Origin of the sequence: Psychrobacter sp. M13 (genome assembly GCF_030718935.1) — a bacterium.
GTDB classification, from domain to species: Bacteria; Pseudomonadota; Gammaproteobacteria; order Pseudomonadales; family Moraxellaceae; genus Psychrobacter; species Psychrobacter immobilis_G.
Genome location: NZ_CP132194.1, coordinates 2642991 through 2667183, shown reverse-complemented (window position 1 = coordinate 2667183; position 24193 = coordinate 2642991). Strand labels below are relative to the sequence as shown.

Here is a 24193-nt window from a genome sequence, read left to right as displayed (position 1 = left end):
GTTTATCAGATTATAGCTTTGGATTAAAAAGATTTATTGTAGACTATAATCAGCTTATATGATGTTGATGGATAAACGGTTTGATGTTGTTAATTGTTTACTACTCTTTAAAGAGCTATACGTCTAATTCACCTTAACGCTAACAAAATACTGCTATCTGCGTTAAAATCACGCTATTACTTATTTTCTCTAAATTTACCACATTCATTTTAATAAACATTATCAATAAAAGACATATTCACTATGACTATTCCTAATTCTAAAACCAACCTCACTCACTCTATTCAAGCCGCCCTCAGCCAGTTAGAAAACGCCTATAATCCCAGCGATGTCGAAGCAGGAATGTACCAAAACTGGGAAGAGAGCGGTTATTTTCAACCGACCTTTGATAAAGACGAATCGTTCTCTATTGCCTTGCCACCGCCAAACGTGACAGGCTCGCTACATATGGGACACGGCTTTAACAATGCCATTATGGATGCGTTGACCCGTTTCCACCGTATGGATGGCGATAATACTTTATGGCAGCCAGGCACCGATCACGCGGGTATCGCCACCCAAATGGTCGTTGAGCGTCGTCTCAACGCCGAAGGTATCAAGCGTCATGATTTAGGTCGTGAAGAGTTTATTAATAAGGTTTGGGAGTGGAAAGAGGAGTCGGGCGATAATATTACTACGCAGATTCGTCGTTTAGGTAGCTCAGTCGATTGGTCACGTGAGCGCTTTACCATGGATGATGGCCTATCCAACGCGGTAAAAGAAGTATTCGTACGTCTGTTCGATGATGGCTTAATTTATCGCGGTAAGCGTCTAGTCAATTGGGATCCTAAGTTTCAAACGGCATTATCAGATTTAGAAGTTGAGAACCATGATGAAAAAGGCTCACTTTGGCATTTCCGCTATCACTTTACCGATAGCGATACCACTACCCAAGATGGCAAAAACTATCTAGTAGTTGCGACAACACGTCCTGAAACTTTATTGGGTGATACGGCAGTCGCGGTCAATCCAAGTGATGAGCGTTATGCACACTTGATTGGCAAAACTATTACCTTGCCGATTACTGGACGAGTGGTGCCTATCGTCGCTGATGATTATGTCGATATCGAGTTTGGTACAGGTTGTGTCAAAATAACCCCAGCTCATGATTTTAATGACTACGATCTAGGTCGTCGTCATGAGTTGCCATTGATTAATATGCTTGATGGACATGCTAATATTTTAGCAAATATGGAAGTGTACCCTGATCTACAAACCCGTGATCCTATGTTAGAGGCCACACCAAGCGATCATAATGGCGTGACTTATGCTGGCGTTGAGCGTTTTGCTGCTCGCAAACAAATCGTAGAACAAGCAAAAGCGCAAGACTGGTTAGAGGATATCGAAGACTACGCGCTAAAAGCGCCACGCGGTGATCGTAGTGGTGTCATCGTTGAGCCATGGTTGACAGATCAGTGGTATGTCGCGGTTGAAAAGCTCGCTAAACCTGCTATCGATGCGGTAGAGAACGGCGATATTGAGTTTGTGCCTGCGCAATACAAAAATATGTATATGGCGTGGATGACCGACTTGCAGGACTGGTGTATCAGCCGTCAGCTTTGGTGGGGACATCGTATTCCTGCTTGGTATGATGAGGAAGGCACTATTTATGTTGCCCGGGATGAGGCCGAAGTACGCAGCAAATACAATCTAAGCGACGATATAAAATTGCGCCAAGATGATGACGTGCTCGATACGTGGTTTAGCTCTGGTCTATGGACGTTTAGCACGCTCGGTTGGGCTGATCCGTCAGCTGATAGAAAGGTATTAGAGACCTTCCACCCGACTAGCGTACTGGTCACAGGTTTTGACATTATCTTCTTTTGGGTGGCGCGCATGATCATGATGACCATGCACTTTGTGAAAAACGAAGACGGCACGCCGCAAGTACCATTTAAAACCGTCTATGTGCATGGTCTTGTACGTGATGGTAATGGCCAGAAGATGTCCAAGTCTAAAGGTAACGTCCTCGATCCTATCGATATTATCGACGGTATCGATTTAGAGACGCTAGTCGAAAAACGTACTAGCAATATGATGAACCCAAAAGACGCCGCCAAAATTGAGAAGCAAACGCGCAAGGAGTTCCCAGAGGGTATCGCAGCTTATGGTACGGATGCGCTACGTTTTACTTTCACCTCCTTAGCGAGTACAGGACGTGATATCAATTTTGATCTTAAACGCGTCGAGGGCTATCGCAACTTCTGTAATAAAATCTGGAACGCTAGCCGTTTCGTCTTAATGAATTGTGTCGATAAAGAGGGTAGTGCCAAGCCTATCGACCAAACGGCTAACGTGGAAGTTTGGGAGCTACCCGAAAAGTGGATCATGAGCCGTCTCAATTCCAGTATCAAAAATATTCATCAGCATTTCAATCAGTATCGCCTTGATATGGTCAGCCATGATATTTATGACTTTATCTGGAATGAATACTGTGATTGGTATGTTGAGCTTGCCAAAGCCAGCTTGAATGATGACTCGGTATCGGATGAGCGTAAAGCACAAATCCGCTATGTACTCTTGCATGTGCTAGAGACCGCATTACGCTTTACCCATCCGATTATGCCGTATTTGACTGAGCAAATTTGGCAAACTATCGCGCCACTATTAGATCGTAAAGATACTGATAGTATAGTGATCGCTGCTTTCCCTAAAACGGATAACGCGCAAATCAGCGAGCAAGTCGAGGCTGATATGGAGTGGCTACAACAGCTCATTGCCAGCGTGCGTAATATCCGTGGTGAGATGAAGCTGGGTAATGCGGTACGTTTGCCAGTGCTGCTACAAAATATCTCAGCGGATGAAGATGCGCGTTTATCACGTATTGCCAATCAGTTTAAAGCGCTTGCCAAAGTTGAAAGCTTAGCAATAGTAAAAGCAGGTGATGATGTTCCTTTGTCATCATCCAGTATGATTGGGCAGCTGCGTGTGCTGGTGCCAATGAAAGGGCTAATTGATCCAACCGCTGAGCTAGCTCGTTTGGGTAAGTCATATGATAAGTTGAAAGGTCAAGCCGAAGGTATCGCGCGTAAGCTAGGTAATGAAGGCTTTGTCAGTAAAGCACCTGTGGAAGTGGTCGATGCGGAAAAGGCAAAACTGGCTGAGTTAGAAGGGCAGTTGACCGCGATGACGGCGCAGATGGAGCAGTTGAAAGCGTTGTAAATAAAGTGTAAGTATCTATAGTAATAAAAAATGTTGTCACATTTGTGATGGCGTTTTTTATTGCCTACTGGTTAGTTCTACATCTTAATTTTAAGATATAACTGAATATTTGTGTGCTATTGTATGAACTAAAATCCAAGATATGAATGAAAATATTCAGGATAAATAAAATATAAGTATTTGATATTATTAGGAAGTAACAAAATGGCATGTGAACTATCCAGTGGTTGCGAAAACGATATTTACGGAAACCTTAAGTACTGTGTTCTTCATTGTTCACATGAAGATATTGAAAGTAAAGATATGGATGATTACTTGAAGAAGTTTTCTGAAATATTTATGAAATATCTATATGAAAGCATTTTGCATGATAAATTTTATATAGTAGGAAAAGATAAAAACGTTACACCTGTTTATGGAATCGATGAGTTTAAGTATAAAAATATTATAGATAATAAGCTTTTAATAGAAAAGCTAAACACAATGGATATTATAATTAAAAATATAGTTTTTCCAGAAAGTAGTGACTTAGAAAATTACATGTTAGATGCTAGAACAATTATAAATTACTTGGGAAAAGTTGTTTTTAAGAATTGTAGATTTGGCTATATGTATTTTAATGGAATTAAAAATTATTACCATAAATATTGCACTTTTAGTGAAGATATAAAAATATATCCATATCCACAAGTGAGAGCTAAAGATAATAAGGCAAGTATTGAGTATAGGTATGTATACTGCATATTTGAGGGAAATATTGCTTTAACCCCATCTATCTTTAATGATGAAATACACTGTAACATGTTCTACCATTGTCTTTTTAAGAAAGACATATCAATAAGCAACTTAAAATTCAAAAAAACACTGTTTAAATTCCCTGACATTTTACAAGCTATAAAAAATAAGGAGATTATTGATGTCAATTTTGATAATAAGAAAGAGTTTGATAGAATCGAGTCTTGTTATAAAATAGAAAATTTATCTATTATTGATTGTAGTTTTGAATCTGATTTCAAATTAAATGGAATTAGTAAAGAATACTGTAAAGAAATTCAGGATGCAGAATATACAATGAATAGCGATGTTATAAATAATATAAATATTATAGACACCAAATTCAAAGCTAAAGTTGAAATTAAATATAGAAATATTGGTAATTTAAAATTTAATAATTCTAACGTAGATAAAGTCTTTGATATATTTCAAAGTAAGATTATACAAGCAAAATTCAGTAAGAGTATTTTTAATAATTTTGCTGGTTTTGAAGAGGTTGATTTTGGTGCAATAGATAACGAAAATAGTAATAAATTTCTAACTATATTTGAGCATGTAACATTTCTAGACTTTTCAAGTTTTAGAGGAGCTAATTTTAAATCAGGTTTGGATTTCTCAAAAACTAATTTAAAAGATAAGCCAAATTTTCTAGGTGTAAAAGTTAGTTCGCTTAATACCAATCGTGAAACATTTAGAATTATTAAAAATTCTTTTGATGATAATGATAATAAGATTGAGGCAAATAATTTTTTTATTGAAGAGATGAAGTGTTATAGGAATGAGATAAATGGTGAAGTAAAAAATAATGATTTCCTTATTTATATGAAAAAAATAATTATTATTATCATGAGTAAATTTAAAATTATTACTAATGAATTGTTTTACAAAAAAATAATAATTAATGCTAATTACTATATATCTGGATTTGGCGAAAGCTATATAAAGCCTGTTTTGTGGCTGATATTATCATTAATTTTTTATACTATTGTCTTATATTTACACAATTGGTATTTCGATAATTTTGATTATTTTATTTGGGGAAAGCTGGAATGGATTTGGATATTCTTGAATGATATAGCAGAAAACCTCCTACCTTTTAGTAAGTTTTTAGAGAAAAAGAGTGGTATTGAGTTTGTCAGCTTATTGTTTTACATTTGGTTTGGCATACTAATTTGGCAAATTGTCGTAGCTGTTAAACGACACACTCAACGTTAAGGAACACCATGAACCATCCCACCGTCGGACAACGCGCGCCTTTAAGTAGCCTTGCTATTGACGATACCACACCAATAACGCTTAAGTTCACTCGCCAAAGCCCAATAGAGATGGACGTCAGCTGCTTTGCCTTAGATGCCGCGGGCAAACTGATCCATGATGATTACATGGTGTTTTATAATCAGCCAACTTCGCCTTGCAAGCAAATAAGAGCCTAAACGATCAGATCAACTTTTCTTACGTTGTTTACGTTGCAGCGGATATATCAACTGCGCCACGAAGCCCTCTGGTATTTTTGTATTGGCTGTCGTACCATATTTTTTGGGTAAATGCTCTGGCAGATGAGCGGTTTTAAATAGCACATCATAAATGGGTAAAAAGGCGGCAAAGTTTTTGTCCCACGCTTCTTTTTCTGAGGAATGATGCCAATGATGAAACTCTGGCGTTGCAAGCAGCCAGCGAAAATACGGAAAGCGGAAACGTACATTGGCATGAATAAAGATGGCGTGAAAAGAGATAAATACTAAATAAGCATAAGTTGCCGCTGGAGAGAAGCCCATAAACAATAAGGGAATATAACCGACAAAACGATTCACAATCAGCTCAAATACATGCACCCGACTTGCCGCCAGCCAGTCCATGTGATGCGAAGAATGATGCACGGCATGTATGCGCCATAGCGACGGGACTTTGTGCATCGTGCGATGAATCCAGTAACTAAAAAAATCCACCACAATCAAAATCTCTATAAATTGCAGCACTAAAGGCTGACCGCTTACCAGCTGATGCCATGAGGGATTGAGCCATTGATTAAATAAAATCTGTGCAGGAATGATAGTAAAAAAACTGAGTAACTGAATACCCAAATGGCTAAACATAAAGTATTTAATGTCGGTTACCCAGCCCGATCGCAACAACTTTTGTTCTTTATATTTGGCATAAAACCGCTCCATAGGAATAAACACCAGCGCCGAAATCAACAGCGTTAAAATAAAATAGTCCAAGCCTGCATACATACTACGGTCATAGTAATTGGGCTCGATCTGTCCTGATGCGAGCAGCGCTGCAAAGGCATTGAGTAACATACCCGCCATGCCCCAGCGCTTAGACGGATTGCGTAGTAGACTAATAACACCCGACACAAAGCCAATAACCACACTGGCAAACAATAGGCCTCGTAAAATATTGGCATCATATAAGGGTCTAAAATCTGGTGTGGTAAGCAGATTGGGGAATAAAAAACACAGAGCGCCAAGCGTGGCAAGTATGCCCAAAGACACCGCAACGAAGGCAGACACTTGCCCTGAGCCTTTTTTTATTTCACGGTCTTCAAAGTGCTTTCGGAGTAGTTTGCTCATAAGTTCAATTCGTTAAGGCAATTTGAGTTTAATTTAGCATTGTTTGACTCAAATAAATATCTTATTTACTGAACATTATTAGATAAATACTATGGATTTTCATAATTGAGGCAGCTATAGTGTGATTCACAACTCACCCTTATTGTCTACCAGCCGTTATCTCGGACTATTGGAATAGTTATGCTAAGTAGCTATACTGAATAACTGTACTAGCTATTACACCCTTACACCTTATTGATAAAAGGAATCATTATGAGTCATGCCTTCAAAATATCAGCAGCACTATTCGTTAGTAGCTCTTTACTAGTTGCAGGTTGCGCTACTATGGGTCAAACAGCCAACACCCCTGCGAATAATGAATACGTATTGCCTGAGCAGATTAATGAAGGCTATTGGGCTGCAACTTCTTTGATTAGTGATGAAGCAGTAGTCGTTAACTTTAGATCAGGCATTGCCAATAACTATAGTTTTAAGTGTAATGCTGATGGTAGCTATAGACAGATCGGTGCTGAAAGTTACAAAATGGTGCCTAGTAGTACAGGCATAGGATTACAGACTGAAGGTGAGCCTGTGTTTTCTGAGATAAGTGTAACGAGCTTTGTCCCAAAAAACTCTATGAGTATAAACCAACAGCCTACCAATCCTGAGATTAGAAAAGCGCTGCCTAATGGCTTGAACTATAATTATAAATATATGCCAACTTTGACACCTATCTGTCCTTGATAGGGCGCGATTTTTATAATAGGTAAACGCTCGTATTTGTGACGGCTAAGTACACCTAAAGTAAAGCCAAAGCATTGAACTTGGCCTCCAGACAGAGCAAATAACATAGACAGTATATTTAATTCATTTTTCTATTATCTTTGGAGTGACTATTATCTTAAATATATATGCTTTATTGTGGATTGCCCTGACATTTCTTGCTTTCCTTATTACCGTAAGTAAAATAAATGCTTATAGAGCAATGGTTAATAGAGGCATTAGCGCAGAAAAAGCTAGTGCTACTGATTTTAAAATAGAAAATAGTTTTTATAGAATTAATGATGCTATCTCACATGATATTATATTTTTTCATGCCTCTGCATCAGGTTTGGCTACGATTTTATTGGTTTTAGTCATTAAGGGTAAGATACTATTTCCAGAAACAGTTACCTTTTTTGGGGTGATATCTCCCGTTGTCATCTTTATGATTAGCATAGTATTGCTGTTACTCGCTTTTTACTTTTTTAGTATTTCAATAATCAAACTAGGGACAACTTTAACTAGACTGCAGATCAGAGATAAAGCGATCAAGACTAGATACGCTATCGGTGGTGCATTTGCCTATTTCCTACTCTTTGTGCTTATTGTGCTTTTATTAGTATAGAGCACATTAGGGCATGCCCTCATAAACGCTATTTAACAGAACGTTAAAACCGCTATAGCTCCACGCTACAGCGGTTTTTTTATGCCTACCTATCTAATACTTTACGATTAGTGCTTAGTAAGCTCAAAGTAAGCACAGCATGGCAAAGTAATCCATCATAAGATCCCTCGTTAGTCTTATTCATACATAAAGCTGTTGAGATAAATGGTATATTTAAAGCATCACTCAACGGATTCTGAGGTAGTTATGAGCCTAAATCTTTACGTTTTTCTCTGGGTTGCCTTTACATTCTTTATCTTCTTAATCACCGTAACCAATATAAAAAGACATAAATCACTTGAAGTTGGTGGCTCTATGTCAGAAGCACTAAAAAACGACAGACTCGATATCGAGACCAGTTTTTATAGAGTAGATGCTACCTTGCATGATATTGTATTTTTCCATGCTTCTGCCTCAGGAGTGGCGATAATTTTATTATTTCTCATTCTCAAAGGTCAAACCTTATTCCCTGGAACCGTGGCGTTTTTTGGTGCGTTATCCTCTTTTGTTATAGTGATCATTAGTACCGTTCTGCTGATATTAGCGTTTTATTTTTATACCATATCTATCTTTAAACTGGGCAACACCTTAGTGAAAACTCGTATTAATGGTGAACAAATTAAGACCATGCACGCCATTTTGTGCGTCTTCGGCTATTTCCTATTCTTTCCAATCATCGCCTTGATACTGGTTTAAGGGATATCGCTATAACACACCTTGTATAGCAAATAAAAACCGCTCACAGTCTAAACTCTGAGCGGTTTTTAGGATTTAAACGGGTTAAGTACTGTCTGAATGGTTATTCAGCATATAAAGGAGCAAACATTTTTGGTACTGTATAGCTACTATCGACAGGCATTTTAAATAGGTTAGCCTTAATTTCTCCTGCTTTGACCCACTCAACTTGATTGGTTTCAAGATTTATAAGATAAATAGAATAATACTGTCCTTTTTGTGCTATATAGCCAGTAGATCCTCCAGCGAATGCGACCGCTACAGTAAGTGCACCTGTTGCCATGCGTGTACCCATTGATGGCTGAGAACCTGAAGCGGTTACTAAAAATACTTTATTAGTGCCTTCGCTTTTTTTAATAGTATTTAAGCTGGTAATGTCCAAACCTAAGTCTTTATAAGCACTAGGATTATCACTCACTACTTTATTCGTTCTTCGTATAGCTGAGTGTAGATTCAGATAGGCTTGATTGACTGCTGAATCAAAGTCATTAGTCGAGCTTAACAAAGGATAAGTTGTATTTAATTGATCTTTTGCATCATGAGTGACTAAAATATCCATCTTCGTTAACTCATCTTTAGTCAAAGAACCACAAACGAACGGTGAGGAAACCTTATTGATTTTAACCCCTTTCTCAGTCAAACGTGTTTTGACCGTCTGTGCCAATGCTTGGGAAGCTAAATCAGATCTTTGGTACATAATGTCATTTTTGCCACCTTCGACTCTAATCAGGCAGCCATCACTAATGATATTAACAGACTGAGCTTTTAGTGTTTGCTGAGTATTATCATATGCTGAGCGCGTATCAGGTTTCATAGTCGTAGTCGCACAGCCACTAAAGATAGTGATGGCAGCAAGTGCTATGGGTAGGCTAAGTGCTTTGACTGATGGATGAGTGAACCGTGTAACCATAGATATCCTTGTAAACAACATAGAAGTTAAGAAGTAAAAGTAGGTAGAGTAAGGGCTACTAATAAGGAGCTACACGCAGCATAATAGTTTAGTAACTGGCGAATTGTGCATGATTTATTATGTTTCTCCTACTATTATTTAGGCAAAAAGCGCATTATTTTTGTGCAGTGGTTATCGCCTCTAAACTGATGTTAATACTCAAGATATAACATAAAACTATAAATCTAATCTTGTGCTGATTCGCACTTTATTGCATGATTGATGACTCAGTCATTGTCTTATATAAATAGCCTCTTAAATCCAATCATCTCTGAAACCGCCTCCATGACCGACAACAAAAAGTCCTTTTATTATCGTCCTAAAACCAACCAATCGGCTAACCCTACGGTACGCTGGACGTTTTTGATCATGGGTTGGATATTCTTCGTACTTGGCATCGTTGGTGTACTACTACCCGTAATGCCGACGGCGCCCTTTATACTATTAGCGGCGGGCTGCTGGGCGCGTAGCTCACGGCGTTTTCACTTTTGGCTGATTAATCATCGATTCTTTGGTAAGTTCGTTCGTGACTGGGAGAACAATCATGCCGTACCGCGCTATGCTAAATTCTTAGCGACTATCATGATGGCGGCTTCTACTATTATGCTTTTTTATAAACTGCCTGATCAGATAGCCTGGATGGCTTGGGTCGTGGCGGCAGTTTGTACCGGGGTGGCTATTTATCTGTTTAGATTACCAAATGCTTGATAAAACAAGGTTTTAGTACAAAAAAGCGTTTATTTGTAACCTGTTACACAAAATGTCAGATAGGGCTTGCGATAGTAGATTATCAGCATTATAATACACCCAAGCTTAAGAGCAGTTCTGCACCAAATCATTACCACGTAGTATTAGTTATAATTCTTCGTTTTAATATTTACCGTTCAGTAGCTATTTGCAAGCATTATCGGTCATTTGACCATCAATAGATTTAAATTAGGATTAGAATTATGTCAGATACTCAAAAAGGTACTGTTAAGTGGTTTAACGAAGCTAAAGGCTTTGGTTTCATCGCTCCAGAAAACGGCGCAGACGTTTTTGCTCATTACAGCGAAATCACTGGTTCAGGCTTCAAAACTTTAGCTGAAGGCCAAGAAGTTGAGTTCACTGTAACTCAAGGTCAAAAAGGTCCACAAGCTCATAACATCGTTGCTATCTAATCTCTGATTAGAAAGTAAAATGTTAAGAAAAGCGAACCTAAGGGTTCGTTTTTTTATGCCTACGATTTGGTGTTGATCAAAAAAGCCTACGCTATATCAATAGTTTAGGCTTTTTTGGGTTTTAACAGATTTGGCTTTGCTCATCAAATAAAGCTAATACCCACATTGATCAGGCCACCACCTATTATCAACCAGCCAAACATTATAGCGCCTAAGATAAGCGGCTTAGCACCAGCTTGCTTGATAGCGCTTAGATGCGTGGTCAAGCCGAGCGCAAACATCGCCATCGTCAGTAAGATATCGTCCAATCTCACCATCGTATTTTCAAAACTCTTAGACATCGGTAACCAAGTGTGTAGCAGTACGATTAAGATAAAGATAAAAGCAAACCAAGGCACTTTGACTTGTTTAACACGGTGCATGATCGATAGCTTTTCACCATCACTACCACCGCTTTTGGTAAGAGCAAATGAGAGTATCAAAAGAAAAGGCGCGAGCATCATTACGCGAATCATTTTGGTCACGACCGCCGTATCACCGACCTCAAGGCTGATTGCATTACCAGCGACCACCACTTGCGCGACCTCATGAATAGTAGATCCCGTATAGACGCCGTAATCTTGCGGACTAAGCCAAACTTGTAGCCAGCCTAAATGATAAAGAAAAGGGTAGAGTAGCATTGCGATAGTACCAAATACGACTACCGTTGCCACTGCGATAGTGACTTTATGCGCCTCTGCTTTGACCACAGGTTCAGCTGCGATAACGGCAGCCGCCCCGCAGATACTAGCGCCAGCACCGATGAGCAAAGTAGTTTCTTTATCAACTTTTAACAACTTAGTGCCGAGCCAATAAGTGATCAGAAAGGTTGAAGTCAGTACTAAAGCATCACTCATGACCGCAGGCATACCGACGCTGGCGACTTCGGTCAAAGTTAATTTAAAACCGTAAAATATAATCGCCAAGCGCAGTATTTGACCTTTAGCGAAACACACGCCATCGGCTAGCTTCGCGGCGCATTTAGGATAGATAGTATTGCCTAACACCATACCGATCAAGATAGCTAAAGTTAGTGAAGATAAGCCGACGATGCGCCCGTTACTCCATATATCCAAGCTAGTGTTGAGCCATAAGCAAAACAAGCTCCCAGTTAGCACAACCATAAGTCCCATGAACTGGCGATACTTAGGAATATAGTGACTAATTGCTTGGGTAAAGGCGGTCATGACTTTTCTACTTATAATAGGTTTATTATTTTTAAAACTTTAGGGCGTATAAAGCTATTATAAGTAAAGTTAATCTATAATAAAAACAGATTAATAAGATATAAACTATCGATTTTTTAGATAGATTTTTTTAAAACTGACATGGGCGTAGGATGCCTCCCGCGTACCTTAAAAAAACTAAATGCACCTACAATCATAAATGAATAGAGAACACCATGCAGACTCTAGCGCAGACCTTACCAAAGATTACCCTCAGACAATTGGCCATATTTGTGAGTATTTATAAAACAGGGAGCACCAGTAGCGCCAGCTTACAGCTGCATTTATCACAATCAGCGGTAAGTCATGCATTAAGTGAACTTGAAGCACGGTTGCAAATGCCATTGTTTGAGCGGGTAGGACGCAGGCTCAATCCACATGCAAATGCGAAGCCTGTCTATGTGCAAGCGCAAGCTATATTGGAACAATCCTTAGTGCTTGAGCACTATCATAAGCATCAAGCAGGGCAGATTCATATTGGCGCCAGTACTACTATTGGCAATTATGTACTACCGCCATTGCTGGCAAAGCTATATGAGAAGCTACCTAATGCTCACATTGAGATGACTATTGCCAATACTCAGGAAGTGGTAAGCGAAGTTGAACAACTTAATATAGATCTTGCGCTAGTTGAGGGAATGCCGCGTCCAGCTGATAGTAAAGTGATAGAGCAGCAAGCTTGGCGCACTGATACTTTGATATTGTTTGCCAAGCGAGATAGCAAGTGGTTAACGGATTTAGCTAATTATGATACGAATGAAGCTTGTTACCGACTAAACACTGATCAATTAGCACAGCTACCCTTGTTAGTGAGAGAAGCGGGTTCAGGTACACGGCAGATTATCGATGAGCAACTGCTGCAACATCTACCAAACGTTGAGGTAGTCATGGCGATTCAGCAATCGGAGGCGATCAAGAATATGGTCAGTGCAGATATCGGCATTGGCTGTCTGTCTCAATATGTCATAGAGCCGGAGCTGGCAGATGGTAAGCTGGTGCAAATAAAGGTAGATAATATCGATTTGGCACGGACATGGTGGCTAGTCTGGCATAAAGCTCGGCATCAAAGCCCAATTTGGCAGAGCTTTATTGATATTATCAGTGAGGGTTGAGTCGCTTACTAGACAGGCAATTGCACAATAAAATAGCGCTATAGAAATAAATCTAAAGCGCTATTTTTGATTCATAAGTAACTTTAGCTATCTTTTATACAGGTTTATCCAGTCTAACCACTAAGCTATCACACGGTACATTTGGTAAGATATTATCAGCCGTTGCGCCACTGAGCCAAGCGGCGATACCGTGACGCTCATGACGACCGATGACTAATAAATCAACATCGTTTTTTTCGCAATAATTAACGATGCCTTCACTATTGGAGATGGCCGTTGTCACCTCAGAGTTCACCACTGTCAGCTCATTACGCAGCAAAAACTCAGCCAGCTTTGCGCGGGCTTCTTGGCAGCGCTCATCATCGATCTCATCATATAGACTAGACGCAGGCACCAGCTCATAGCCGAAGCCAACCATAGTATCTTTGACAATATGCAGCACCGACAGCTTAGATCCGGGGCGATTGACCACGATATGCTTAGCCTTTTGTGCCACTATATCAGCGTCAGAGAGTAGATCGGTCACCAGTAAGATATGTTGATAAGTCATAATTACAACCCTCGCTCTAAGTTATTCAAATTAGATATTACCTTTATAATATCACTACTAGGGCCTGCTGTCTTAAGTAGTATTGCCTAGTTAATAACATAATCAACACGCCCTAGTTATGCCGATACTGGCATATCGAGTTTAACTACTAAGCTATCGCAAGGCACATTAGGTAAGATATTATCCGCCGTGGCACCAACTAGCCAAGCGGCGATTCCGCGACGTTCATGGCGTCCAATAATGAGCAGGTCAACATCTTGTTTATGGCAATAGTTAACAATACCTTTATCATTCGAGATAGCAGCAGTTACCTCTGACTTGACCGCATTTAGCTGGTTACGTTCTAGGAACTGCGCCAGCTTGGCTCGTGCCTGTTGCCAATGCTCGCCATCGGTTTCACCTGAGAGACTAGAAGCAGGGACTAATTCATAACCAAAGCGCACCATATCATCTTCAACGATATGCAGGATAGACAGCTTAATTTCGGGACGATTGGCAATGACATACTTGGCCTTTTGGGCGACTATATCGGCATCGGATAATAAATCAGTAACCAATAAAACATGTTTATAACTCATAAGTTGACCTTTATTTGCGATACAATTTTTTAGTAGGTTTTTTAGCAGGCAACTCCATAATAGCACTGCGGATATGCTTTGTTAAGTATTTAAGGATTCTACTTTTCAGCTATACTTTTGACTATTCTTGAGGGTATAACTTGAGCCAGTCACCTTGACTTCTATATAAGCAAGCCCCATCTATCAGCGTTAGGCAAATGCTATTTAGTGATGCTTTTATCAAATTCATCATTACATCTAGATGCTATTCAATTCTAATACCTTGATAATAATTTTTGTGAGCCGTTATTTACTCAATTAACAAGAGCAAAAAGGCAATAATAAGGATAACTATGACCGATATTTTTAACGCTGACTTAACACTGCATTCCGAATTTGAGCTGCTTGAACACCGCCATATCGAGGCACTATCGATGGATGTGTTGATCAGTCAGCATGTTAAGACAGGAGCGATGCATTATCATTTGGCGCATCCAAGCGATGAGAATGCTTTTTTGGTCGGTTTTCGTACTCAGCCAATGGACTCAAAAGGTGAGGCGCATGTGCTTGAGCACGTGGCGCTCTGTGGCTCTGAGAAGTTCCCCGTACGTGATCCGTTTTTTTCGATGATTAAGCGCTCACTCAATACTTTTATGAATGCTATGACCGCTGCCGATTGGACGGCTTATCCGTATGCCACACAAAATAAGAACGACTACTTTAACTTATTAGCTATTTATCTTGATGCCTCATTTTTCCCTAATATTCATCCGCTTGATTTTGCTCAAGAGGGTATCCGTGTCGAATTAGATGCTGATGATAAGCCTGAGTTTAAGGGCATTGTCTTTAACGAGATGAAAGGCGCGATGAGTGATGAGATTGATCAGCTTTATCATACCGTCGCCCATCACTTATTCCCGACGACGACTTATCATTATAATTCTGGCGGTGACCCTGCTGATATTCCAGACTTGACCCACAACGAGCTGGTCGAGTTTCATCAGAGCCACTATCATCCGTCTAATAGTGTGATTATGAGCTTTGGTAATATTCCAGTACGCGAAACTCAAACTAAGATCCATGATGATGCTTTGACGCGTTTTGCGGCGGGTAAAAAGCATGTTTCGCGTCCAGAAGTGCGCTTTTCTGCCCCTATTATCGCCACCGACACTTATACTGCTGATGAGGCAGGAGACCACCAAACTCACCATGTTATCGCGTGGTTATTGCCGTCGATTACTGATCCCAAGCAGCGCTTGGCATTGCGTTTGCTTGAGGGCGTATTAATTGAGCATGCAGGCTCGCCATTGCGTGCCTATCTTGATAGCCATCCGCTGGGTAAAGCACCAAGCCCATTATTAGGCCTTGACGATAGTCATTACGAGATGGTGTTCTATACCGGTCTGCGCGGTTCTGAAGCTGAGCATGCCGAAGCGGTTGAGCAAGGTATCATTGACTTGTTGACGCAAGTGGCCAGCCAGCCTATCGATGATGAAACCATTGAGACCATACTGCATCAGATTGAAATCGATCAGCGTCATATCGGTGGCGATAGTATGCCTTATGGGTTGAATCTATTGCTTGAGGGCTTTAGTACCGCTATTCATGATGGCAATCCTCTAGATGTTTGGGAAGTTGATGAGCACCTACTATGGCTACGCGAGCAGGTAAAAGATAAGCAGTGGCTACCTAATTTAATCAAGCATCACCTACTTGATAATAACCATCGCGTACGTGTGACGTTGACACCAGATAGCGAAAAGTCTGCGCGTCTTGCGGCTGCTGAACAAGTGCGTCTTGACACTATCGCGATGGATATGAGCGCTGATGATAAGTCTATTCTAAAGCAACAAGCGCTAGACTTGGCGGCGCGTCAAGCCGCACCAGATGACTTGAGCTTGTTGCCAAAGGTGGGATTAGAGGACGTGCCTGCAGATATTAGCTTTAAGCAAGGCAGTCAAAAGCAGATCATGCTAAGTGGCGAGCAGAGCACATTATTCGAATATGAAGCGGGCACTAATGGTCTGTATTATTATCAGGTCATCGTGCCATTAACAGATGCGATCAATCCTGAAAACGCCGACTCTATATATAAGCAGCTGCCTGCTAACGATGTGATTAATCATCCGCTATTGCCGGTTTATTTAGCCCTATTATCTGAGCTTGGTACCGACTCAATGGATGCCTATGAGCTGCAAGCTAAGCAAGCGGCGCACTCCTCTGGGGTGACCGCACGCGTCAGCCAGCGCACAAGCATTGATGATAGCCAAACAATAACAAGCTATTTTGTGATGGCAACTCGTGCCTTGAATCGCAAGCCTGAGGCTATCGATCTGCTCAAGGAAGTCATGGAGCATAGTGTCTTTACCGAGCACGCACGTATTAAAGAAATCTTGCAATCACGCCAAGCTTCTTGGCAATCGCGTCTATCTAGTGCAGGTCATGCTTATGCGCTCCAGACCGCCAGTCGTGCCATGAGCCGTCAAGCGCAGTTGGAGTATGTGCGCAGCGGTCTGCCTGCGCTGGGTGCGCTCAAGGAGTTTTTGACTCATGCTAGTGAAGATGAGGCGCTTTGGGATCAGCTGGCGACGAGCTTGATGGACTTACATCAGCGTCTGCTAAGTCTACCCAAACACGCGGCTATTATTTGTGAAGCCGAGCAAACCGAGCGTTTGAGCAATTTGATTGTCGAGAGCTGGCAAGACAGTGATGCGCCAAAGTTTGACGCAACCGCTCAATTATCGATGGTTAATATTCCAAGCGAGTTTAGTGGATTATCTTTAGATTCAGCCCTAAATGGTGAAACAGACGTCACACAATCTTTAGAGAGTAATCCAATTGTTGAGGATTTGGCGTGGTTGGTAGCGACCAACGTGTATCATAATGCCAGCGCCTATACTGTGCCAGCCGCTGATCATCCTGATACCGCAGCGCTAATGGTGCTCGCGCCTTACTTACGCAACGGCTACTTGCACAGTGCTATTCGTGAGCGTGGCGGCGCGTATGGTGGCGGGGCAGGCTACGACGCCAACGCTTGTGCCTTTAAATTCTTTAGCTATCGCGATCCCAATTGTAACGAGACCTTTGCGCATTTCGATGCCAGTATCGAATGGCTATTAAATGAGCCGCAAACGGATGAGCAATTAGAAGAAGCTATTTTGGGCATCGTTTCAGGCATGGATAAACCAGGCTCTCCTGCTGGCGAGGCGATCAAAGCTTGCTTTGCCAATCTGCATCATCGTGGAGCAGACTGGCAACGCAAGATGCGCGCCGCTATCTTAGCCGTTACTATCAATGACTTGCAGCGCGTTGCTCAGCAATATCTGCAGGGTCAAGACCATGTACGCGCGGTGTTAGCGCCGTACGATAAAGAAGAGGCTGTAAAAGAGCTTGGCTTTAAAGTATGTAAAATTAAGAGCTAACCTACTGCTGTATTTTAGATTATAAAAAAGCCAAGCATAGTTGCTTGGCTTTTTATACTTTAGGTTCAGTAATAATTAATGCTTTAATGCTAATAACGCTTAATGCTCTGATCTTTAGCGATTTGATCTTGATGAATAGGGAAGTCTTCGCGATTATCAAATTGCTTGCGATCTGAAAAATAGCTTTTTAGGGTACGTTTTACCGCCTCAAAAGCAATAGTATCCCAAGGAATGTCTTCTTCAGTAAATAAGGCACAGTCAAGACTCTCAGAGCCGATACCATAAGCGCCGTCTTTAAGATCATTCAAATAAATAACGTAAATCTGACCAATATCAGGAATATCATAAATACAGTAAAGCTGTGGATTAGTGACTACTGCATCTGCCTCTTCAAAGCTTTCGCGCGCTGCGCCCTCTGCGATGGTCTCACCATTTTCCATAAATCCCGCAGGTATCGTCCATAAGCCGTATTGTGGCTCAATAGCACGACGGCATAATAACACTCTGTGTTTATGTACGACCAACGAGCCACAAATCACTTTTGGATTTTCGTAGTGAATATAATTGCAGTTAGGGCATACCAAACGCGGTATATTATCAGTAGGTGGGATTTTACGTTCGGCTTCGTGGCCACATTCGAGACAATAGCGCATAATAACGGCCTTATTGTTATAGAAATTATAAATGAAATTTATTTTCAGTAAGTAAAAACAAGCAGTAAAAGATTGTTTTAGAATTTTACCTTAAGATAGCACAGATTGAGCTGATATTAATTATTGTCCAGCGCTGAAAGTTAATAATCGTATCAGCAGTCACATAAACTTTGTGCAGTAGAGCAGGGTTTAGGCTAGTCTAAATCAAATGCAGCTTTTAGCGTCTACCGTTTGATAATATTAAAGATCTGATAGTCTTTAAAATGAAAATACAGCGCTGTTCTAAATTGCAAAAATATAATAAAGAATAGCTAAGAAAAAGAAGGTACTTACAATGACCAAATCGCAATATGCTGATAATTTTAATGAATTAACAGTCGCGCTGCCCGCTTTTATTCGTCATCCTACGCTGAGACAATTGGCTGAGCGTGTGCAGTATGAAACGCTTAATACGCCAGATCAGACGATAGGCCAAACGCTAAATAATACTAATAGCAGAGATGGTATTTATCATAATAGCAATCGCACTCGCTTATTAGATAGCTTATATAAAACCCCTATTGCCGATGCTTCGGTACTAGTTGCTATCACTAATGAAAATCGTCCCAAGCTATTATTGACTCGGCGCGCCGCACATATGAAGAGTCATGCTAGCGAGATATCTTGTGCTGGCGGGAAATATGAAATAGGGGATGGCAACAACGTCGTGACGGCACTGCGAGAAGCCTGTGAAGAAACCGCCTTGTCACCGAATAAAGTACAAATCGTTGGTCAATTGCCTATTCAAACCTCAAAAAGCGGTATGAGTGTACGCCCTATTGTGGCGCTTATAGCACCAGATTTGGTGCTGGTGCCAGAGCTGGCAGAAATATCGCGTATCTTTTGGGCAGACTTTGAAACTTTTACCACTCAACCGACCATTGAGTATGCGATAGAGTATACCATGTTAGGGCAAACATCGACTATCGTCACCCCAAGCTGGGAGATTGAAGGCGAAACGGTTTGGGGCTTAACGGGTATGATCCTAGCAAATTTACTTAAAACAGGCTTTGATCGTCAGCTCGATTGGTATTATCGCGTGCAAGAGTCAGGCATAGCATTAGATCGCTAGTTTAAGATTAGGTCAGCGATAGCTATTTATAATAATTATCGTTCTTTTTGAGCCACCAGTTCATATTATCTTGGCGACGAGCTCGAAAGCGCTCTAGCTTATCAGCAACTCTATCATTATATTGTCGTGCGCTATCGAGTGCGAATAGTATCGGCACTGAAGACAGCACACCAAAGCGAATTTTGGACTTTGGCAAGTCCAGCCCATCGCCGATATCATCACCGACTAAGGTTCGGGTCACGCTAGCGTTGACCATCTCTACAAACCGACCTTTACGATTGTCTTCACCCATGAGTTGGCGCGGTAGATCATGTAGCGCTTTGGCTAATGGCTGTCCCATCTTAAAATCCAGCTGCTGGATTGAGAGGTAAGTATAAAGCCACTCCCAACAGGCGGCTTCATCTTTGGGCAAGCGCTCAAGATCGACGCCCATCCAATAGCTGGCAAGATTCCACAGATGTAGGATGCCTTGCGCTTCCTCGCTACTGATACGCGCACCCAAAATACGCAGACCACGCATAATCAATAATGAAAACTGCAAGTGAGTGGCGATCATATCACTTTGATTAATCGGCACACCCCAATAATCTGTATTCCAGCTACCATCAGCATTATGATGTTGATCACTATCAGCAATAACACCTTCTGCTGAAGTTAACTTGCCTTTAAGCAGATTTTGCCGAACTAAGGTATGAATTTGACGTACATTTATAGACTGTCGCCAGCCCTCAGAGCTGATCGCTAGTACTTGACTAATAGGCGCTTGCTTAGGGTTAGTCTTGAGCTGTGGGTATTCAGATACTGCCAATATATAAGCGTAGGTACGCATGAGCCTAGGCAGGGCATCATGCATTAGTGCGCCCGTTTGGATAAGTGGTAGTGAGAGGGCAGGAATACTATAGCCAGCCATCAGCGCCACATTACGCAATAACCAAATGAGCATCAGGGGATAGCGACGATAAGCGATAGCGCCAATCTCAGCCAGCTTAGGGTCATACCAGTCAGGATGAGCGCCAAATTGCTCAGTCAGCATCATAAAAGAGGGGTTATCAGCAAGCGATTGGTCACTTTCACCTTGGATAATACTGCGCTGTAGCGGCTTAGCAAAGCGTATGCCGTCGGCGGCAAGCTTATCCGCGATAGGATCACCGATATCATAACCCTCTACTATTTGGGCTAACAATGTCGGTGAGATAGTAAAATCTTTAGGCAGAAGGTGACGCTTGATACGACGTAAAACCTGCAAATCACTATGATCATCAATGCTTGTGGTACGCCCATGACGTTGATAGGTCTGACGGCTTGAAGGATTTATAAGGCTGCTATTATCTATACTCATCAACGGCTCTTATTATGATTGCCAAGTCTTGTGAATGACAGGTCGTTAAGTGCAAGTGCTATTAATGGAGAAATAAAAAATAGTCAAGTTAAGAGGCTTAGCCTTATTCTCAAACTTATTATTAATCCTAGTATCTGATAAAACCTATCACCGATAAGGATTGGTCCGATCTAATAGCTCTATTCTGCGCTCATTATTATCGATTCGTCGTTGAATTTTGTATAATTCTTCTGGCAAGTACAATAAGCGCGTACGTGCTTCTTTTTCGGTCTCAAAATCTAGCATGTCACCATTACGCAGCTTGTCATACTCGTCGCGATAAGTCTTAATCAGCTGTTTATCTTTTTCTATCTCATTAATAAAGGTGTAGTACTGCTGACCTTGCTGATTGATTTTTCGTAGACTGCTCATCATAGACGCAGGACAGACATTGTTCAGCGCATTGCCACGGCGACCTACATTGTAAGCACTATCAGCTGTGCAGTATTGCTGCAACCCAAGTTCGCGACCGCGCTCCCACGCCTGATAGTCAGGCGCAACACTTACTTTAGCGCAAGCTTTAGAGTGTGAAGCTAGTCGCTCTACAGAGTAGCCTGCTACACCATCATTATAGCCAATAGCTTGCCAGTCACCGACTATGCATTCTTGCTTAGATAGCGTCGCACAGCTTGAGAGTAGCGAGATGCTGCCTATTACAAACATCGTGGTCATTAACTGCATAGTTATTAACCGCATACTGACCTCCTGTATTAGCCTCTATAAGCAAGTACTAGCTTGTCGTCTATGGGTGAGTCAGATCAACTGAAGTAGTATTTACTTCATCTTTTAGAGTGACTTTTAACATAATGTAGCCGGCGATACCTGAGACAATGGATCCCATAATGATGCCTAAGCGCTCATCAAATACATAATCGCCACCTGCAAATGCAAGACCACCGATAAACAAACTCATGGTAAAGCCGACACCACATAGCAGAGCGGCACCATATATTTGCTGGAAATTCATGCCATTAGGCATCTTAGAGACACCTAATTTAAATATCAGCCAGCAAGCAAGCATAACGCCAAGCTGTTTACCAATGAATAATCCTGCGGCAATACCTAGTGGGACTGAATGGAACAAATCAGCAAGTCCTGCACCTTTTAGAGAAATGCCTGAGTTGGCAAAAGCGAAAAGTGGCAAAATAGCGTAAGATACAATATCTTGCAAACTGTGCTCAAGCTCTTCTAAGGGCGAGTGTTCAGGATCGGTCTTATCAAACATCGGTATAAATAAGGCTAGTACTACACCTGCTAAGGTGGCGTGAATACCAGACTTTAAGACGAACACCCACATCACTAAGCCGATTATCAAATAAGGCGCAACGTTCGTGACATTACGACGGTTAAGCAGATATAAAAAGGGCAGACATAGTCCTGCCAATGCAATGGCGCTCAAAGATAGCTCGCTGGTATAAAACAAAGCGATAATCAAAATAGCGCCAATGTCATCGAAGATAGCAATGGAGACCAAGAACACTTTTAGCGAGTTGGGTACGCGACTCCCCAATAAGCTTAAGATACCTAAGGCAAAAGCAATATCAGTAGCCGCAGGAATTGCCCAACCTTTCCAATATTCAGGCTCATTGTAGTTAAATATCAGATAAACAATAGCGGGAAAAATCATCCCACCAATAGCCGCGCCTGCTGGCAAGATAATCTGCTTTACGTTAGAGAGCTCACCGATAAGGACTTCGCGTTTAAGCTCAAGCCCGACTAAAAAAAAGAAAATCGCCATCAGGCCATCATTGATCCAGTGATGAGCATCTTTAGCAATCTCAAAGCTACCTATTTGAATGGCAACTGGCGCATGAATAAAGGCCTCATACCACACATTGAGAGGAGTATTGGCGATAATCATTGCTGCGATAGCGGCTAGAGCTAAAATAATTCCGCCTGCTGCTTCGAACTCAAAAAACGCCTTTATTCTTTGTATTGCCATATCGTCCTCAGTTGCAAAATATTCAATAAACGTAGATAAATAGTATCGTCAATAATGACGTTTAATAGCATTTATCTATGTTTTCATAATGTTATATCAATAATAAACAAGCCAAGCGCTATCTATTAGGCAACCGTGTAGCTCGGGCAATAACCCTGCGGTGGTCTTAGATGGTGAAACTGATAGTAGAGTAATGCTGACTTGTGGGCATCCTTATTATAAAAGTTGTGCAATCTTCTTCCATAAAGGTTCTACGGTTATTACTTAATGCCTTGTTGCTCCTTCTAATTTAGTGACATGGTCATTTATAGCGTTAAAATATAGGTGTTTATAAAAAGTACTAGATACTAGATGTTGTCTTACAAAATATAAAACGTTGATGCAGTGTTGTCTAGTCATCAAATCGTTAAAATGGGCAAACTTTAGCTATTTTTAGAACTTTGGCTCTATAATGTATGGTTTTGCTTATTCATCTTATTGACTCTTAAGCCATATATCAATAGTTAATCCTTTTTTCTCTTAGCAACTGACCTTTATCAGTTGAATACACTCCCGTTGTTTCGTTATACATTTACAAGGCCAGTGCCATGGACTTATCCCTCTCTTTAGAAGTTATCTTGATGTTGACCGCCATTGCTGCCTTAGCAGGTTTTATTGATGCTATTGCAGGTGGCGGTGGTTTATTGACTATTCCCGCTATGCTACTGGCAAATATTCCACCTGTGCTGACACTGGGCACGAATAAGTTACAAGCGGCATCAGGAGCGCTTGCCGCTTCTATTACGATGATAAAAAAGGGCATCGTCAAACCAAAAAACATGAAAGTGGCTATTGTCGGTGCTTTCGTTGGCTCCATAATTGGTGCTATCGCCGTACAGTTATCACCGCCTGATCTTTTAGAGACTCTCATACCGTTTTTGATTGCCGCTATCGGTATTTATACTTTATTTGCGCCTAAGCTTGGTGAGGTTGAGGCCGCGCCGCGTATTAGTGAGCGCAAATGGCAAAAAGTAGTAGCGCCCGTTATTGGCTTTTATGACGGTTATATGGGACCTGGGACAGGCATGTTCTTTGCGTTAGGTAATGTTGCGCTACGTGGTCGAAAAATCATTGAAGCGACAGGGGCGGCAAAGGTACTGAACTTATCTACTAACGTTGGCTCACTGATATTTTTTATCTTAGGCGGTAATGTATTATGGAAGGTGGGACTGGCAATGATGGTCGGTCAAACTATAGGCGCGTACTTTGGCTCACAGATGGTGGTCAAAAATGGCAGTAGACTGATTCGACCGATGATCGTATTGGTTTGTTTAGCGATGCTAACCAAATACGTGTTTGGTTAGTTTAAAACAGAACCCCAATCATTAAAAACCCCAAGCTTTAAAGGCTTGGGGTTTTCTTTATTA

General features: G+C 41.1%; 21 protein-coding genes. 12 read left to right on the top strand and 9 right to left on the bottom strand.

Features of this window, described 5'->3' with window-relative positions:
- Positions 1-243 precede the first annotated feature (243 nt).
- From Q9G97_RS11260 to Q9G97_RS11250, 3 genes are all read left to right on the top strand, one after another.
- Positions 244-3201 carry a valine--tRNA ligase gene (locus Q9G97_RS11260; RefSeq protein WP_305898892.1) on the top strand — a complete coding sequence of 986 codons (2958 nt, stop codon included), beginning with the start codon at positions 244-246 and terminating at the stop codon, positions 3199-3201.
- 204 nt (positions 3202-3405) lie between these two features.
- Entirely contained in the window at positions 3406-5190 is a 1785-nt protein-coding gene (locus tag Q9G97_RS11255) for a hypothetical protein (RefSeq protein WP_305898891.1), read from the top strand.
- An 8-nt stretch (positions 5191-5198) separates the two neighbouring features.
- Positions 5199-5408: a TerD family protein gene (locus Q9G97_RS11250; protein ID WP_305898890.1), complete on the top strand. Its 210-nt coding sequence runs from the start codon at positions 5199-5201 to the stop codon at positions 5406-5408.
- A 9-nt stretch (positions 5409-5417) separates the two neighbouring features.
- Here the strand turns inward: Q9G97_RS11250 and Q9G97_RS11245 are convergent, their stop codons facing one another.
- Complete coding sequence (locus Q9G97_RS11245; RefSeq protein WP_305898889.1) at positions 5418-6548, bottom strand: sterol desaturase family protein; 1131 nt, start codon at positions 6546-6548, stop codon at positions 5418-5420.
- A 252-nt stretch (positions 6549-6800) separates the two neighbouring features.
- Here Q9G97_RS11245 and Q9G97_RS11240 point away from each other — a divergent pair, with 252 nt between their 5' ends.
- The 3 genes from Q9G97_RS11240 to Q9G97_RS11230 all read left to right on the top strand — a co-directional run bounded on the left by Q9G97_RS11240 (position 6801) and on the right by Q9G97_RS11230 (position 8649).
- The gene (locus tag Q9G97_RS11240; RefSeq protein ID WP_305898888.1) at positions 6801-7271 is read left to right on the top strand and encodes a hypothetical protein; all 471 of its coding nucleotides are present in this window, start codon (positions 6801-6803) and stop codon (positions 7269-7271) included.
- Between the two features lie 145 nt (positions 7272-7416).
- Entirely contained in the window at positions 7417-7914 is a 498-nt protein-coding gene (locus Q9G97_RS11235) for a hypothetical protein (protein ID WP_305898887.1), read from the top strand.
- Positions 7915-8268: 354 nt separating this feature from the next.
- Positions 8269-8649, top strand: coding sequence for a hypothetical protein (locus tag Q9G97_RS11230; protein WP_305898886.1), 381 nt, complete (start codon positions 8269-8271; stop codon positions 8647-8649).
- A gap of 103 nt (positions 8650-8752) precedes the next feature.
- On the opposite strand, the gene Q9G97_RS11225 is transcribed toward Q9G97_RS11230, so the two are convergent.
- Positions 8753-9598 (bottom strand): hypothetical protein, encoded by an 846-nt coding sequence (locus Q9G97_RS11225; RefSeq protein WP_305898885.1) that lies wholly within the window; start codon positions 9596-9598, stop codon positions 8753-8755.
- 324 nt (positions 9599-9922) lie between these two features.
- Between Q9G97_RS11225 and Q9G97_RS11220 the strand changes: the two genes are divergently transcribed.
- Together Q9G97_RS11220 and Q9G97_RS11215 are read left to right on the top strand one after the other, a co-directional pair.
- The gene (locus tag Q9G97_RS11220; RefSeq protein WP_305898884.1) at positions 9923-10345 is read left to right on the top strand and encodes a YbaN family protein; all 423 of its coding nucleotides are present in this window, start codon (positions 9923-9925) and stop codon (positions 10343-10345) included.
- A gap of 242 nt (positions 10346-10587) precedes the next feature.
- Entirely contained in the window at positions 10588-10797 is a 210-nt protein-coding gene (locus Q9G97_RS11215; RefSeq protein WP_192524164.1) for a cold-shock protein, read from the top strand.
- 143 nt (positions 10798-10940) lie between these two features.
- Here Q9G97_RS11215 and Q9G97_RS11210 read toward each other — a convergent pair whose 3' ends face one another.
- Positions 10941-12023, bottom strand: a complete 1083-nt coding sequence (locus Q9G97_RS11210) for a YeiH family protein (RefSeq protein ID WP_305898883.1) — start codon at positions 12021-12023, stop codon at positions 10941-10943.
- A gap of 215 nt (positions 12024-12238) precedes the next feature.
- On the opposite strand from Q9G97_RS11210, the gene Q9G97_RS11205 reads away from it, so the two are divergent.
- The gene (locus Q9G97_RS11205) at positions 12239-13174 is read left to right on the top strand and encodes a LysR substrate-binding domain-containing protein (RefSeq protein ID WP_305898882.1); all 936 of its coding nucleotides are present in this window, start codon (positions 12239-12241) and stop codon (positions 13172-13174) included.
- Between the two features lie 94 nt (positions 13175-13268).
- Here Q9G97_RS11205 and Q9G97_RS11200 read toward each other — a convergent pair whose 3' ends face one another.
- Positions 13269-13724 carry a universal stress protein gene (locus Q9G97_RS11200; RefSeq protein WP_201570136.1) on the bottom strand — a complete coding sequence of 152 codons (456 nt, stop codon included), beginning with the start codon at positions 13722-13724 and terminating at the stop codon, positions 13269-13271.
- A 116-nt stretch (positions 13725-13840) separates the two neighbouring features.
- Complete coding sequence (locus Q9G97_RS11195) at positions 13841-14302, bottom strand: universal stress protein (RefSeq protein WP_305898881.1); 462 nt, start codon at positions 14300-14302, stop codon at positions 13841-13843.
- A 332-nt stretch (positions 14303-14634) separates the two neighbouring features.
- Here Q9G97_RS11195 and Q9G97_RS11190 point away from each other — a divergent pair, with 332 nt between their 5' ends.
- Positions 14635-17703: an insulinase family protein gene (locus Q9G97_RS11190; RefSeq protein WP_305898880.1), complete on the top strand. Its 3069-nt coding sequence runs from the start codon at positions 14635-14637 to the stop codon at positions 17701-17703.
- An 89-nt stretch (positions 17704-17792) separates the two neighbouring features.
- On the opposite strand, the gene Q9G97_RS11185 is transcribed toward Q9G97_RS11190, so the two are convergent.
- Positions 17793-18356 (bottom strand): NUDIX hydrolase, encoded by a 564-nt coding sequence (locus Q9G97_RS11185; RefSeq protein ID WP_305898879.1) that lies wholly within the window; start codon positions 18354-18356, stop codon positions 17793-17795.
- 334 nt (positions 18357-18690) lie between these two features.
- Between Q9G97_RS11185 and Q9G97_RS11180 the strand changes: the two genes are divergently transcribed.
- Positions 18691-19467 (top strand): CoA pyrophosphatase, encoded by a 777-nt coding sequence (locus tag Q9G97_RS11180; RefSeq protein ID WP_305898878.1) that lies wholly within the window; start codon positions 18691-18693, stop codon positions 19465-19467.
- A gap of 22 nt (positions 19468-19489) precedes the next feature.
- On the opposite strand, the gene Q9G97_RS11175 is transcribed toward Q9G97_RS11180, so the two are convergent.
- The 3 genes from Q9G97_RS11175 to nhaA all read right to left on the bottom strand — a co-directional run bounded on the left by Q9G97_RS11175 (position 19490) and on the right by nhaA (position 22787).
- Positions 19490-20806: an oxygenase MpaB family protein gene (locus tag Q9G97_RS11175; RefSeq protein WP_305898877.1), complete on the bottom strand. Its 1317-nt coding sequence runs from the start codon at positions 20804-20806 to the stop codon at positions 19490-19492.
- Between the two features lie 147 nt (positions 20807-20953).
- The gene (locus Q9G97_RS11170) at positions 20954-21541 is read right to left on the bottom strand and encodes a DUF2799 domain-containing protein (RefSeq protein WP_305898876.1); all 588 of its coding nucleotides are present in this window, start codon (positions 21539-21541) and stop codon (positions 20954-20956) included.
- Positions 21542-21587: 46 nt separating this feature from the next.
- On the bottom strand, positions 21588-22787 hold the full coding sequence (gene nhaA, locus Q9G97_RS11165; RefSeq protein ID WP_305898875.1) for a Na+/H+ antiporter NhaA: 1200 nt from the start codon (positions 22785-22787) through the stop codon (positions 21588-21590).
- Between the two features lie 587 nt (positions 22788-23374).
- Between nhaA and Q9G97_RS11160 the strand changes: the two genes are divergently transcribed.
- On the top strand, positions 23375-24130 hold the full coding sequence (locus Q9G97_RS11160; RefSeq protein ID WP_305898874.1) for a TSUP family transporter: 756 nt from the start codon (positions 23375-23377) through the stop codon (positions 24128-24130).
- Positions 24131-24193: the final 63 nt, after the last annotated feature.

What these genes read in the sequence shown, in the direction of transcription:
- Q9G97_RS11215 (WP_192524164.1), top strand. Translation starts at nt 10,588, where the DNA reads ATGTCAGATACTCAAAAAGGTACTGTTAAGTGGTTTAACGAAGCTAAA.
- Q9G97_RS11175 (WP_305898877.1), bottom strand. Translation starts at nt 20,806, where the DNA reads ATGAGTATAGATAATAGCAGCCTTATAAATCCTTCAAGCCGTCAGACC.
- Q9G97_RS11195 (WP_305898881.1), bottom strand. Translation starts at nt 14,302, where the DNA reads ATGAGTTATAAACATGTTTTATTGGTTACTGATTTATTATCCGATGCC.
- Q9G97_RS11220 (WP_305898884.1), top strand. Translation starts at nt 9,923, where the DNA reads ATGACCGACAACAAAAAGTCCTTTTATTATCGTCCTAAAACCAACCAA.
- Q9G97_RS11205 (WP_305898882.1), top strand. Translation starts at nt 12,239, where the DNA reads ATGCAGACTCTAGCGCAGACCTTACCAAAGATTACCCTCAGACAATTG.
- Q9G97_RS11230 (WP_305898886.1), top strand. Translation starts at nt 8,269, where the DNA reads ATGTCAGAAGCACTAAAAAACGACAGACTCGATATCGAGACCAGTTTT.
- Q9G97_RS11240 (WP_305898888.1), top strand. Translation starts at nt 6,801, where the DNA reads ATGAGTCATGCCTTCAAAATATCAGCAGCACTATTCGTTAGTAGCTCT.
- Q9G97_RS11185 (WP_305898879.1), bottom strand. Translation starts at nt 18,356, where the DNA reads ATGCGCTATTGTCTCGAATGTGGCCACGAAGCCGAACGTAAAATCCCA.
- Q9G97_RS11245 (WP_305898889.1), bottom strand. Translation starts at nt 6,548, where the DNA reads ATGAGCAAACTACTCCGAAAGCACTTTGAAGACCGTGAAATAAAAAAA.
- Q9G97_RS11160 (WP_305898874.1), top strand. Translation starts at nt 23,375, where the DNA reads ATGGACTTATCCCTCTCTTTAGAAGTTATCTTGATGTTGACCGCCATT.
- Q9G97_RS11200 (WP_201570136.1), bottom strand. Translation starts at nt 13,724, where the DNA reads ATGACTTATCAACATATCTTACTGGTGACCGATCTACTCTCTGACGCT.
- Q9G97_RS11260 (WP_305898892.1), top strand. Translation starts at nt 244, where the DNA reads ATGACTATTCCTAATTCTAAAACCAACCTCACTCACTCTATTCAAGCC.
- nhaA (WP_305898875.1), bottom strand. Translation starts at nt 22,787, where the DNA reads ATGGCAATACAAAGAATAAAGGCGTTTTTTGAGTTCGAAGCAGCAGGC.
- Q9G97_RS11170 (WP_305898876.1), bottom strand. Translation starts at nt 21,541, where the DNA reads ATGCGGTTAATAACTATGCAGTTAATGACCACGATGTTTGTAATAGGC.
- Q9G97_RS11190 (WP_305898880.1), top strand. Translation starts at nt 14,635, where the DNA reads ATGACCGATATTTTTAACGCTGACTTAACACTGCATTCCGAATTTGAG.
- Q9G97_RS11255 (WP_305898891.1), top strand. Translation starts at nt 3,406, where the DNA reads ATGGCATGTGAACTATCCAGTGGTTGCGAAAACGATATTTACGGAAAC.
- Q9G97_RS11225 (WP_305898885.1), bottom strand. Translation starts at nt 9,598, where the DNA reads ATGGTTACACGGTTCACTCATCCATCAGTCAAAGCACTTAGCCTACCC.
- Q9G97_RS11250 (WP_305898890.1), top strand. Translation starts at nt 5,199, where the DNA reads ATGAACCATCCCACCGTCGGACAACGCGCGCCTTTAAGTAGCCTTGCT.
- Q9G97_RS11180 (WP_305898878.1), top strand. Translation starts at nt 18,691, where the DNA reads ATGACCAAATCGCAATATGCTGATAATTTTAATGAATTAACAGTCGCG.
- Q9G97_RS11210 (WP_305898883.1), bottom strand. Translation starts at nt 12,023, where the DNA reads ATGACCGCCTTTACCCAAGCAATTAGTCACTATATTCCTAAGTATCGC.